Source organism: Roseomonas nitratireducens, assembly GCF_017813355.1.
GTDB classification, from domain to species: Bacteria; Pseudomonadota; Alphaproteobacteria; order Acetobacterales; family Acetobacteraceae; genus Neoroseomonas; species Neoroseomonas nitratireducens.
Map to the genome: position 1 here is coordinate 170,736 of NZ_JAGIYZ010000001.1, position 13,248 is coordinate 183,983.

A 13,248-nucleotide genomic window follows, 5' to 3' on the forward strand; every position below is an offset into this window, starting at 1 on the left:
TCGTGTCTGGCATTTGCCCGGGTAGGCGCCGCACTCGTTACGGGAGCGGAGCTAGAGGCCATGGTCCCGACCAGCGCAACCATCCTGCATCAGGGCGTCGCCTACCAGGTCCAGGTCGGCGTCGCTCCGGACGCCTTCAGGCCGACCGCGAACGGCGCGACGGTGACGAACGAGCGCGTTCTCGCCGAGCTCTACGCGGCGACGAAGAGCCTCGTCTATGCGAACAACGTGGTCGGGGCCCAATCCGATGCGCAACTGATCGCATCCTACGTCCAGCCGACGAGGGACCTGCTCGCATCGCTGGAACGCATCGCCGGGCTGAGCCGGCTCAGGGACTTCCTCGGGGAAGCGGCCGGCGCGGCGGTTGCCATCTATATGCGGCCGGACACGCTGGTCCTCGGCGCGGGGCAGGTCGCGGACAGCTTCTCCTTCACGGTGGAGCGCGCCTTCCCGGGCTACTTCGACGCCGCGAACCTGACGCTCGAACTGCTCGGCTTCCTGAAGGCCGCGACGCAGATCGCGGCCGGCGAAGCGCTGCTCGTGCAGGGGCTTCAGTTCGCGCGCGGCGTCCAGTCGCAGCTTGCACGCGGGCAGGCGATCGACATCCAGGACATCTACGATGCCGGCAACGGGCTGCACAACGGCGCCAGCGTCCTGCAGCACATCGGCTCCGCATTGGCGTCCGACCCATCCCTCCAGGCGACGGTGCTCGACGACATCAAGGACATGCTCTGGTCCTTCGTGAACGGCGCCGTTGGAACCTTCGCGAAGATCAAGTCCTTCACCGGCGTCGTGAAGGCGGTCGACGTCGCATCGTCCCAGATCCGCGGCTGGTTGTCGGTCAGCGAGGCGCTGGTCGAGTACAGGGATGGCGTCCGGGAACTGATGGCCGCATCCGCAACCGGCCTTCCCTGGCTGACGCAGGAGCAGATCGCCGCCTTCGAGGCGACCTTCGACGGCCGCACGCCGCCATCGGTCACGCCCGTGACGGACATGATCGACGTGACGGTGGGACCGAGCGCCACCGATACGACCGACGCGCGGATCCTCGTGTCCGACACGCCCTTCGTCGAGGGATATTCCGGACAGCAATTCTTTCTCGTTCGCCTGAGCGAGGCGCTGCAGACCGACGTCAGCGTGCGATATTCCATCTACGGCTATTCCGGCACGCCCGGGTATGCGTCCCCCGGGAGCGACTTCGCGGCGGAGACCGCGCGGACGCTGACGATCGCGGCCGGCCAGACCTTTGGCCTGATCCCCGTCACGGTCCTGGACGACGGCGTGGCGGAGGACGCCGCCGAGGCGATCAAGCTTGCGATCTACGACCCGCGGGGCGCGCGGCTGAGCAACGGCGCCTACAACGACGTCATTACCGGCTGGATCGTCGATGACGATCGCAGCGCCGGTCCCGATGCGGGACGGACCATCGGCGCGATCGTCGCCGGGAATACGGCGAACTCAGGCGGCGGAAGCACCGGCGGTGGCGGCGGCGGAACGACCGGCGGCGGCACGGGCAGCATCAACACGCCGGTCTTCACCACGGGCGGATCGAACCTGGCGGCGATCGCCTTCGCGGCGGATGGCGGCGGCGGCTCCTCGGGCGGCAAGGCGACCGTCACATACCGGGTCACGAATGTCGGCGACACGCGCAGTGCCAGGGGTGAGGCGGACATCGTGCTGGCGAACGACGCCGCGCTGTCGCTGGGCCGCCGTGTCGGCGAAGGGTTCGGAATCCCGGAACTCGAACCCGGCGAAAGCCGCGTCTGGACGCGGGAGGTGACACTCCCGGTCTCCGGCAATGGCGACTACTTCCTCGGCATCGACGTGCGGTCGCTGTCGCTCGGGCACAATCGGATCGAGACCGACGACACGGCGTCCATTCCCTTCCGGATCGGGCCTGGGTTGTCGGGTGATCCGGACTTGCGGATCTCCTTCGCCTCCAGCCCCGCCGGCATCGTCGCGCCGGGCGGTCCGATCGACTTCGGGGTGACCGTGCGGACCAATTCGAATGGCTCGCCGGCATATGATTACCGGCTGTTGCTCTCGCGCGACTCGTCCCTCTCCTTTGACGACCTGGTGGTGCTGGACCGCAGGAGCGACGCGGGCCTGGGAGCCGCCGTCGTCGGCGGGCGAACCCACACGCACTCGGTCCCGCTGCCATCGGGCGTCGAGGACGGCATCTACAGCCTGATCGCCGTGGCCGACCCATTCGGCCAGATCCGCGAGACGGATGAGAGCAACAATATCCGCGTTGGCCCGCAGGTGGTCGTCTCGTCGCGCATGCCGGACGCGGATGTGCTTCCCAACATCGTTGGGTCGCACCTTGTCGTGGCGAATGACGTGATGGATGTCGCGCTGAGCTATAGCATCAAGGCCTTCGGTTACCTCGACAGCCCGGATGATCCGTTCTTCGACATCGCTGCTGCGTCATCGCGTGCCGTCGGACTGAGATTCATCTTCTCGGGAGACGCGGTGCTCGACGAAGCGGACATCGTCTGGAGGGTGGCAGTTGCAACCGCTTCCGATCCGGCTCGCGTCATCGGCTACAGCACGACGCAAGCGTTGCCACGCTGGCTACCAGGCGGGGACGTCTTTCTTTTTGCGGTCTTCGACCACCGCAACGGAATCGCCGAAGACCGCGAGTGGGACAACGTCACCGCGCCCGTGAAGATCACCGTCGTCAACAACGCACCGCGCACCGTGGCGACGGGCGATGATGCGATCTCGGTCGCGGAAGGCGCCGTCACCATGCGCGGCATCCTCGCGAACGATGCATCGACCATCGCCCAGGCGCTGTCCGTGGCGCGCCTCGACGGCGAATTCGTCGGAGCGGCCGGGGTGCGCCTTGTCGCCGCAAGCGGCCTCGTCCTCCGGATCGACGCGGCGGGCCTGCTGTCGGCCGACGCGACGAACCTCCTCCGACCGCTCGCGGCGGGGGAGACCCTGACCGAACGCTTCACCTACGTGGTGGCGGGCGGCATGGACGGATCGGAGGATCTCGGCCACGTCACCGTCACCGTGCGTGATCCCGCCGCGGTCACCGCGCGCCGTGGCGATGCGCGGGCCGACCGCCTCATCGGCGATGACGGAATCGACGCGATGGAAGGCGGCGGTGGCGACGATTCACTCGCGGGCGCCGGCGGAAACGACACGCTGGATTCGGGCCAGGGCCACGATACCATCGACGGCGGCCTCGGCGCCGACACCATGACGGGCGGTGCCGGCAACGACCTCTACATCCTCAATACGCCGCTCGACCGCATCGTCGAAGCCGGCGCCGGGGGGCGCGACCACGTCCGCGCCACCACCAGCCTCACCCTGGCGAACGAGGTCGAGGAGCTGACCCTCCTCACCGCCCTCGCGCTGAACGGCAACGGCAATGCCGCCGACAACCTCCTGCGTGGCAACACCGCGGGCAACAGGCTGAACGGCCTGGCGGGCAACGACATCCTCAACGGCTTCGGCGGTAACGACACGCTCGATGGCGGCGCGGATGCCGACACGATGAATGGCGGCCTCGACGACGATCTCTACATCCTCGACAGCGCCGCCGACCGCGTCGTCGAAGGCGCGGATGGCGGGCGGGACACCGTCCAGGCGCGCGTCACCCATGTCGTCCCCTTCGGCGTCGAGGTCTCGATCCTCGCCGGCAGCTTCGCCATCGGCGCGCGCGGCAACGAGCTCGACAACGGCATCACCGGCAACGGGCAGGGCAACCGCATCGACGGCTGGACGGGCAGCGACACGCTCGACGGGCGGGGCGGCGCGGATTCGCTGCTCGGCAACCTCGGCAATGACAGCCTGGTGGGCGGGGACGGCAACGACACGCTCGAAGGCGGCATCGGCTTCGACACCCTGTCGGGTGGCGCGGGCGCGGACTGGTTCGTCTATGCGGGCCTCAACCGCGGCGCCGAGCGCATCCTCGACTTCGCGCCGGGGGCGGACAAGATCGCGCTGCCGCGCGGCATGATCGGCAACCTGCTGCCGGCCGGCGCGCTGGATCCCGCGCGCTTCACGGACACCGGAGCCGCGACGGCCGCCGGACCGCAACTGATCTACACCCAGGCATCGGGACTGCTGCGCTGGGACGCGGACGGGACCGGCGCGGGCGCGGCCGACAACGTCGCGATCCTCGTCACGCGTCCCGCCTTGTCGGCCGCGGACGTCGTCGTCTTCGGATAGCGCGCCACCGACCCTGCCCAGCCAACCCGATACCCCAGGCCCACCCATGTCCACGCCCGAGATCAACGCCCTCCTCCTCGCACCCGAACCCGGCTGGAACCGCGCGAATGGCGAACCGGGCACGGTCGCCTACAGCTTCGCCGACGATCCCGGCCGCATGTTCGGCGTCACCATGCCCGCCGGCGAATGGGCGCCCTTCTCCGAGGCGCAGAAGGCCGGCATCCGCGCCGCGCTCGCGGCCTGGGCGGATGCGAGCGGCCTCGCCTTCGTCGAGGTGCCGGACACGCTGTCCCCCGGCGACATCAACATGCGCTTCCACCTGGAACGGCTCGGCACGGGGGGTGAGGAAGGCTTCGCCGGCTATCCCCCCGGCGCGCATGTCTATCTCAACCTGCCCACGCTCGGCGCCAGCAGCTTCGCCGCCGGCACGCACGGCTTCCGCGTCGCGATCCACGAGATCGGCCACGCGATCGGGCTGAAGCACCCCTTCGAGGGCGCGGCGCAGCTGCCCGCGGCGCTGCTCACCGCCGGCAACACGGTGATGTCCTACGACAACACGCCCGTGGCCGGGCTCGGCGTGTTCGACATCGCCGTCGCGCGGCATCTGTATGGCGCCAACACGGTGGCGAACGGCGCCGCCGTGACGCGGTCCTGGGATGCGGCGGCGCAGGCGGTGCGCCACACCGGCAGCGCGGCGGGCGAACGCATCTTCGGCACGAGCCTCGACGACATCATCGACGGCGGCAACGGCAACGACCTGCTGCGCGGCGGCATCGGGATCGAGGAGACGGCGCGCAACACCTCGGACTACGGCGCGGATTCGATGGCCGGCGGCGCCGGCGACGACACGATCGAAAGCGCCTTCGACATCTTCGGCACGGACACGATCAACGGCGGCACGGGCTACGACTGGCTCGTCATCCGCAGCGTCAACGACGTGTTCGACGGGCTGCTCGGCGCGGTGCTGGATCTCCGCGACGGCAGCCTGCGCCGCAACACCGGATCCGCCCCGCGCACCGACATCGTCTTCGGCATCGAGGGCGTGCGCGGCACCGACGGCGGCGACATCCTGACCGGCCTCTCCTTCTCGACCTCCGGCGTCGTCTTCCGCTTCGCCGGCGGGCGGGGCAACGACCGCATCACCGGCTTCAACGCCGACTTCAACCAGGCCGACTACCGCGCCTCGACGAACGGCATCGTCGCGAGCCTCGCCACCGGCACTGTCCTCGACGGCGTGGGGGGCATCGACACGCTCTCCCGCATCCGCAACATCGCGGGTTCCGCGACCGGCGGCGACAGCATCGAGGGCGGAACCTTCGGCGACCTGGTCTACGGCCTCGGCGGCGCGGACACGCTGCTGGGCGGCGCCGGCGGGGACAGGCTCGATGGCGGCGCGGGCGCGGACAGCCTCGTGGGCGGCGCCAATGACGACCTCTACTGGGTGGACAGCGCGCTCGACCGCATCCTGGAAGTGGCCGGCGGCGGGCGGGACAAGGTGATCGCGACGGTGTCGCTGAACCTGGCGACGGAGGTCGAGGACCTGCTCCTCGCCGGCACGGCCGGGCTCGCCGCCAATGGCAACGCGCTCGCCAACGGCATCACCGGCAACGGCGCGGCGAACCGCCTGTACGGCGATGGCGGCGACGACACGCTGGCGGGTGCCGCGGGCAACGACACGCTCGACGGGGGCCTCGGCGGCGACCGCCTGGTGGGCGGGCCGGGCGACGACATGTTCATGGTGAACGATCCGCTCGACCGCGTCGTCGAACTCGCCGGCGGCGGGCGCGACCGCGTGGTCGCCGGCATCGCCTTCACGCTGCCGGGCGAGGTCGAGGACCTGACCCTCGGCGGCGCGCTCGCCATCAACGGCGCGGGCAACGTGCTCGCCAACCTGATGACGGGCAACGCGGCGGCGAACCGGCTCGATGGCGGCGGCGGCGACGACACGCTGGCCGGCGGGCCCGGCTTCGACACGCTGGTGGGTGGCGCGGGCGCGGACCGCTTCGTCTTCGCGGGGCCGGGGCAGGGGGCCGACCGCATCCTCGACTTCGCGGCGGTGGACGACACGGTCGCGCTGTCCCGCGCCGGCTTCGGCGGCCTGCTGCCGCTCGGCGCGCTGGATGCCGGGCGCTTCAGCGGCACCGGTGCCGCGACCGCCACCGGCCCGAAGCTGGTCTACACGCCGGCGACGGGCCTGGTGCGCTGGGATGCGGACGGCACCGGCGCGGGGGCGGCGCAGAACATCGCATCCTCGCGCCGCTCGCCGCGCTGACCGCCGCCGACATCGTCATCGTCGCGTAGAGAAATATCCGATCGGCCGGAAACGGCTGATCGGATGTCGTGCGGCGGCGGCTACATGCCCTGCGGCTGGCCCGCCACCGTCACCGCCAGCGCGTCCGGCGCCAGCAGCGTCGCCGCGACGCGCGCCGCATCGTCCCGCGTGATGGCGCGCAGCCGCGCGTCGCGCCCGTCCAGCCAGTCGAGCGGCCGGTCGTTGCGCCGCATCGCCATCAGCGTGCCGGCGATGCGCCGGCTGTCGGTGAACTGCAGCGGCAGCGACCCGGTCAGGTAGGCGACCGCTTCCTCGAGCTCCGCCTGCGTCGGCCCGCGCGCGGCCATCTCCGCCCAGACATCCTTGGTCACCGCCAGCGCTTCCGCCACGCGGCCATTCTCGGTGGCGAAGGCGCAGGTCACGACGCCGCCGCGGAACAGGCTGTCGAGCCCCGCGCCGATGCCGTAGGTCAGCCCGCGCTGCACCCGCACCGCTTCCATCAGGCGGGAGGAGAAGCCGCCCCCGCCCAGCACGCGCAGCACCACCTGCGCCGCTTCCCAGGCCGGGTCGGTCGGCGCCAGGCCCGGCTGGCCGAGGATGACCTGCGATTGCGGCCCGGGCACCGGCACCACCTGGCGCCCGAAGGCGGTGAAGGCGGGCAGCGTCGGCGGCGCGGCCGGCGCGCCGGCGGGCAGCGCGCCGAACAGGTCGCGCATCAGCGCGCCGAGCTCGGCCGGGCGGATCGCGCCGGACGCCGCGATGACCAGCCCGTCGCGCCGCAGCTGGCGCGCCAGCGCGTCGCGCAGCATCGCGGCCGAGATCGGCCCCAGGCTTTCCGCCGTGCCGCTTGCCGGGCGCCCGGCCGGATGCGCGGGGAAGGCCGCGGCCCAGAAGGCGCGCCCGGCCTGGCCGCGCGGCGTCTCGAGCGTGGTGCGCGCATTGGCGATCGCGCGCGCGCGGACGCGTTCCAGCGCATCGGCATCGAGCCGCGGTGCGGTCATCGCCAGCCGCGCGAGGCGCACCGCCTCGGGCAGCGCGTCGGTCAGCGCGCGGAAGGACCCGTCGAAGGAATCGCGCCCGGCCGAGAAGGACAGCCCGATCGCCGAATCGCGCAGCGCGTCGGCGAAGGGGAGCGCGCGCATCTCCCCCGCGCCCTCGCTGAGCATCGCCGCGGCCATGGCGGCCGTGCCCTCCTGCCCCGCGGGGTCGAAGGCGGCGCCGCCCTGCCAGGACCAGGACAGGGAGACGACCGGCACGGAATGGTCCTCGACCAGCCAGGCGGTGAAGCCGCCGGCCTCGACGACCTGGATGGGCAGGCTGAAGCGCGTCGTCATGTCACGCGGCCTCCGGCAGCAGCCAGCCGGTGCTGTGCGGCGCGGTGCCGAGCACGGCGCGCGCGGCCGCTTCCACCTGCGGCCGCGTCACGGCGCGCAGGCGCGACGGCCAGAATTCCACCACATCGGCCGGCAGCCCGATGGACAGCACGCCGCCCAGCATGCGCGGCGCGGCGCCGAAGCCATCCAGCGCCAGCAGCGCGCCCGCCGACAATTGCCGCGTCGCGCGCGCGACCTCGGCCTCGCTCGGCCCCTGGTCGAGCAGCCTGGCGACCACCGCGCCCGCTTCCTCCTCCAGCCGTTCGGGCGCGACGCCGCGGCGCGGCACGGCCCAGAGCGTGAACTCCGTCACCCCCGCCGCCTCGCCGTCGTAGGACGCGCCGGCCGACACGGCGAGGCCGGTCTCCACCAGCGCCGCATGCAGGCGCGACCCCTGCCCGCCGCCGAGCAGATGCGCGAGCACCTCCAGCGGCAGCGCATGCGCCGCGCCGTCGGTCGTCAGCGACGGCGCCATGAAGGCGCGCATCATCAGCGCTTCCCGCGCCTGGGGTTCGCGCCGGACCAGCCGCGCCTCATGCACCGCGGTGGGTGCCGGCGCGCGGTCCCGCCGCGCGGCGGGGCGGGCGGGGACGCGGCCGTAGTGTTCCTCGGACAGGGCGCGCGCCTCGGATTCCGACACCGCGCCCGCGATCAGCAGCGTGGCGTTGGACGGCGCGTAGAAGCGTTCGTAGAAGGCGAGCAGATCCTCGCGCGTGGTCGCGCGGATCTCCTCCTCCCAGCCGATGATCGGGCGGCCGGGCCAGGTCTGCGGGCCCCACAGCGCGGCGCGGAAGGCTTCCTGGAAGCGGCCGCGCGGCGTGCTGTCGGTGCGCTGGCGGCGTTCCTCCAGCACCACGTTCCGCTCGCTTTCCACCTGGTCGGCGGGGATCAGCGCGGCGGCGAAGCGGTCGGCCTCCATCGCCATGATCAGCGGCAGGCGGGACGCTTCCACCTGCTGGAAATAGGCGGTGACGTCGCGGGAGGTGAAGGCGTTGTCGTTGCCCCCTTCGCGCGCCACGCGGCGCGACAGGTCGCCCGAGGGCACGTTGGGGCTGCCCTTGAACATCATGTGCTCGAGGAAATGGGCGACGCCCGACCGCCCGGCCGGGTCCTCGGCCCCGCCGGCGGCGTAGTAGACATACTGGGCGACGACCGGCGCGCGGCGGCTTTCGGCGTGCACCACCTTCAGCCCGTTCGCCAGCTGCCACTGCTTCGCGCCGAACAGCGGGCGGTCGGGCATGGCGGGCGGGGCGGCCTGCGCGGCGGCGCGGGCGACGGGGGTGGCGGCGAGCGCGGCGGCGGCGGCGCAGATGGTGTGGCGGCGGGTCACGCGGGTCATGCCGCTACACATGGGGCCTGCGGGGCCCCGCGTGAAGCGGGCCGCCGCCCGCCGGTGCTCAGAGCCCGAGCCGTTCCCAGAAGCTGCGGCGGCTGGGCTGGACCACCGGCGTCAGGCCTTCGCCGGAGTCGCGGCCGAGCGCGGCGTTCTCCCGCAGGCGCTGGGCTTCCCGCGTCGGGTCCACCGGCGTGCCGGGCGGCGGCGGGTCGCGCCAGAAGATCAGCCGGTCGGTCAGCGCGCGGCTCGGCGCGTCGAGCCGGAGGCTCTCCTCGTCCACCCGGCGGCGGATGTCGTCCGGCGCGTCCTGCCCGGCGCGCTGCACCAGCGCGGCCTCGCCCACCGACGGGCGGGCACCGGCGGCGCGGCGCGGGTCCTCGAGCGACAGGCCGGGCACGAGCAGCGCTTCCGCCTGCTGGCGGGCGCCGCGTTCCTGCGGGCGGGGCGACCCCGGGCGCGGGGTCGGCAGCGTCGTCATGTCCGGCGGCATGGACAGCGGCGCGCGGGTCATGACCTGGAACTCGTCCGGCGCATCGCGCGTCAGGCCGAGCGTGCGGGCGGTGCTGTCGCCGCAGGCCGGCAGCAGCGCGGCCAGGGCGAGCGCGGGCAGGATGGAGGGGGTGCGACGGTTCCTCATGGCCCTTCCTTAGGCTCCGCTTTCGGCCGGAACAAGGCATCCGCGATCAGGGCCGCCACGCCGCAGACGATCGCGGCGTCCGCCACGTTGAACACGTACCAGTGCCATCCCCAGGCATGGGTATCGACGAAATCCACCACGGCGCCGAAACGAATACGATCGATGACGTTGCCGATCGCCCCGCCGACCACGGCGCCGAGGGCGACCGCGGTCAGCCGGTTTTCCGCCCGCGACATCCAGCGCAGCAGGAACAGCGCGATGCCGGCGGCCAGCAGGGCCAGCACCAGGTGGTGCCAGGGCCCGTCGCCGGACAGCAGGCCGAAGGTGACGCCGCGGTTCCAGACCATGGTGAGGTCGAGCCCGAAGGGCCCGGCCTCGAGCAGCGGGATGTGGCCGACCTCCGGCAGGCGGGCGACCTCCAGGATCCACCACTTGCTGACCTGGTCGGCGACCAGCAGGCCGCCGGCGACGGGCAGGCCGAGGCGGAGGCTCATGGGCGGGGCGCGCCGGCCCCGGCGCCCCGGGACGCCGCCGTCATGCCGGCGACTCCACGGCATCCTCGCAGCGCAGGCACAGGGTCGGGTGCTTCGCGGAGGCGCCGACCTCGGGCAGGACGCGCCAGCAGCGGGCGCATTTCGCGCCGGGGGCGGGGGCGAAGGCGGCCGCGGGCGCTTCCGCCGTCTCCAGCGCGAAGCCGGAGGTGATGGCGATCTCCGCCCAGCCCTCGGCGCCCAGCAGCGCGGCCTCGGCCGCGGGCAGGGCGAGCGTCGGCGCGGCCTGCAGGCTCGACCCGATCGTCCCCGCCGCGCGCGCCTTCTCCAGTTCCGCCGTCACCAGGCCGCGCAATTCGCGGATGCGCGCCCACTTCGCCGCCAGCGCGTCGTCCTTCCAGCCTTCCGGGACGAACATGAAGTCGAGGAGATGCACGCTCCCCTCCTCGCTGTCCGCCGCGGCGGCGCCGAAGCGGGCGAGCCAGGCTTCCTCCGCCGTGAACACCAGCACCGGGGCGAGCCACTTGCACAGGCAGCGATGCAGCACGTCCAGCACCGTGCGCGCGGCGCGCCGGCGCGGGCTGTCGGCGCGGTCGCAGTACAGCGCGTCCTTGCGGATGTCGAAGTAGAAGGCGGACAGGTCGGCGGCGCAGAAATTGTGGATCTCGGGATAGACGCCCGACCAGTCATGCGACGCGACGGCGCCGCGGACCTTGGCGTCGATCTCCGTCAGCCGGTGCAGCACCCAGCGCTCGAGTTCCGGCAGTTCGGCGTAGGGGACCGTCTCCTCCTCCGCGAAGCCGTCCAGGCTGCCGAGCAGCCAGCGCAGCGTGTTGCGGATGCGGCGATACAGTTCCGCCTGCTGCTTCAGGATCTCCGGCCCGATGCGCAGGTCGAGCGCGGTGTCGGAATTCATCACCCACAGGCGCAGGATGTCCGCGCCGTACTGCTTCATCACGTCCTGGGGCGCGGTGACGTTGCCCAGCGACTTCGACATCTTCCGCCCCTGCTCATCCAGGACGAAGCCGTGGGTGAGCACCGCCTTGAAGGGCGCGACGCCATTGGTGCCGACCGATTCCAGCAGCGAGGAATGGAACCAGCCGCGATGCTGGTCCGAGCCTTCGAGATAGAGGTCCGCCGGGAAGGGCAGGCCGCGCGGCGGCAGGACGAAGGCGTGCGTGCTGCCGCTCTCGAACCACACGTCGACGATGTCCATCACCTGCTCGTACAGCGCCGGGTCGCGGTCGGGGCCGAGGAAGCGCGCCGCGGCACCGGGCTTGTACCAGGCGTCCGCGCCTTCGGCGCGGAAGGCTTCCACCACGCGGGCGATGATCGCCGGGTCGCGCAGCGGCTCGCCGGATTGCTTGCTGACGAAGACCGGGATCGGCACGCCCCAGGCGCGCTGGCGGCTGATGCACCAGTCCGGCCGCGCGGCGATCATGGATCCCAGCCGGTTGCGCCCGGCCTCGGGGACGAAATGCGTCTTCGCGATCGCGTCCAGCGACTTGGCGCGGATCGCGTTGGCGTCGTCCATCGCGATGAACCATTGCGGCGTCGCGCGGAAGATCACCGGCTTCTTGGACCGCCAGGAATGCGGGTAGGAGTGGTTGAGCTTGCCGATGGCCGCGAGCGTGCCGGCCTCCCGCATCGCGTCGTAGACGGCGGTGTGCGCCTTGAACACGTGCAGGCCCGTGAAGCCCGGCGCGTGCTGGGTGAAGGTGCCGTCGTCGTTCACCGTCTCGGGGATCGGCAGGCCGAATTGCCGGCCGAGGTTGAAGTCGTCCTCGCCATGGCCCGGCGCGATGTGGACGAAGCCGGTGCCGGCCTCGGTCGTCACGAAGTCGCCGGGCAGCAGCGGCACGTCGAAATCATAGCCGCGGCCGCGCAGCGGATGCGCGGCGATCGCACCTTCCAGCTCCGCGCCCTTCAGCACGCGGCGGATGCTGTGCGCGCCGATGCCGGCATCCTTCGCGAAGCCCGGCAGCAGGGGAAGTGCCACCAGCAGCCGGTCGCCGACCTTCAGCAGCGACGCCTCGGCCACGCCTTCCACATGCAGCAGCGCGTAGTCGATCTCCGGCCCATAGGCGACGGCGCGGTTGCCCGGCATGGTCCAGGGCGTCGTGGTCCAGATCACCACATCGGCGCCGACCAGGTCCTCCGCGCCCGCCTTCAGCACGCGGAACTTCGCGTGCAGCGTGGGCGAGACATGGTCGTGGTACTCGATCTCGGCTTCCGCCAGCGCGGTCTTTTCCACCGGCGACCACATCACCGGCCGCAGCCCGCGATAGAGCGAGCCGTTCAGCAGGAATTTCCCGATCTCGCCCGCGATCTTGGCCTCGGATTCGAAATCCATGGTCGCGTAGCGGTCGGCCCAGTCGCCGAAGACGCCCAGGCGCTGGAATTCCTCCGACTGGACCTTCAGCCAGTGCTGGGCATAGGCGCGGCACTCGGCGCGGAAATCCAGCACCGGCACGGCGTCCTTGTCCTTGCCCTTCGCGCGGTATTCCTCCTCGACCTTCCATTCGATCGGCAGGCCGTGGCAGTCCCATCCCGGGACGTAGTTGGCGTCGTGCCCGGCCATCTGCGCCGCGCGGTTGATCACGTCCTTCAGGATCTTGTTGAGCGCGTGGCCGATATGGAGGTTGCCGTTGGCGTAGGGCGGGCCGTCATGCAGCACGAAGGCGTCGCGCCCCTTCGACTGCGTGCGCAGCCTTTGCCACATGCCGATGCGCGCCCAGCGCTCCAGCATGGCGGGCTCGCGCTTCGGCAGGTCGCCCTTCATCGGAAAGCCCGTCTTCGGCAGGAAGACGGTGCCGCGATAGTCGCGGGCCTCGGGAACGCTGTCGGTCATCTGTGCCTGTCTCGATGCGCCGGCCGCGCCGTGGCGGGCCGGAAGGGGAGTTGCGCGCGGAAGGACCCGGCCCTCAGGCGAGGACCGGGAGGATAATTCGCGCGGG

7 protein-coding genes are annotated in these 13,248 nt (G+C 71.9%); 2 read left to right on the forward strand and 5 right to left on the reverse strand.

Translation table 11 applies throughout. From position 1 onward, the window contains the following. Positions 1 to 60: 60 nt before the first annotated feature. On the forward strand, positions 61 to 4,182 hold the full coding sequence (locus J5Y09_RS24510) for a calcium-binding protein (RefSeq protein ID WP_209349795.1): 4,122 nt from the start codon (positions 61 to 63) through the stop codon (positions 4,180 to 4,182). Between the two features lie 46 nt (positions 4,183 to 4,228). Then, positions 4,229 to 6,454, forward strand: coding sequence for a matrixin family metalloprotease (locus tag J5Y09_RS00730; RefSeq protein ID WP_209349796.1), 2,226 nt, complete (start codon positions 4,229 to 4,231; stop codon positions 6,452 to 6,454). 80 nt (positions 6,455 to 6,534) lie between these two features. Here J5Y09_RS00730 and J5Y09_RS00735 read toward each other — a convergent pair whose 3' ends face one another. From J5Y09_RS00735 to ileS, 5 genes are read right to left on the reverse strand one after another with little or no spacing between them, the layout of a single operon-like run. Beyond that, positions 6,535 to 7,788: a M16 family metallopeptidase gene (locus J5Y09_RS00735; RefSeq protein WP_209349797.1), complete on the reverse strand. Its 1,254-nt coding sequence runs from the start codon at positions 7,786 to 7,788 to the stop codon at positions 6,535 to 6,537. A 1-nt stretch (position 7,789) separates the two neighbouring features. After that, positions 7,790 to 9,166: a M16 family metallopeptidase gene (locus J5Y09_RS00740; protein ID WP_209349798.1), complete on the reverse strand. Its 1,377-nt coding sequence runs from the start codon at positions 9,164 to 9,166 to the stop codon at positions 7,790 to 7,792. A gap of 58 nt (positions 9,167 to 9,224) precedes the next feature. After that, positions 9,225 to 9,800 carry a DUF3035 domain-containing protein gene (locus J5Y09_RS00745; RefSeq protein WP_209349799.1) on the reverse strand — a complete coding sequence of 192 codons (576 nt, stop codon included), beginning with the start codon at positions 9,798 to 9,800 and terminating at the stop codon, positions 9,225 to 9,227. Then, positions 9,797 to 10,294, reverse strand: coding sequence for a signal peptidase II (gene lspA / locus J5Y09_RS00750; protein ID WP_209349800.1), 498 nt, complete (start codon positions 10,292 to 10,294; stop codon positions 9,797 to 9,799). Before lspA ends, J5Y09_RS00745 begins: the two co-directional genes overlap by 4 nt. A 40-nt stretch (positions 10,295 to 10,334) precedes the next feature. Then, positions 10,335 to 13,142 carry an isoleucine--tRNA ligase gene (gene ileS, locus J5Y09_RS00755; RefSeq protein ID WP_209349801.1) on the reverse strand — a complete coding sequence of 936 codons (2,808 nt, stop codon included), beginning with the start codon at positions 13,140 to 13,142 and terminating at the stop codon, positions 10,335 to 10,337. Positions 13,143 to 13,248 lie beyond the last annotated feature (106 nt).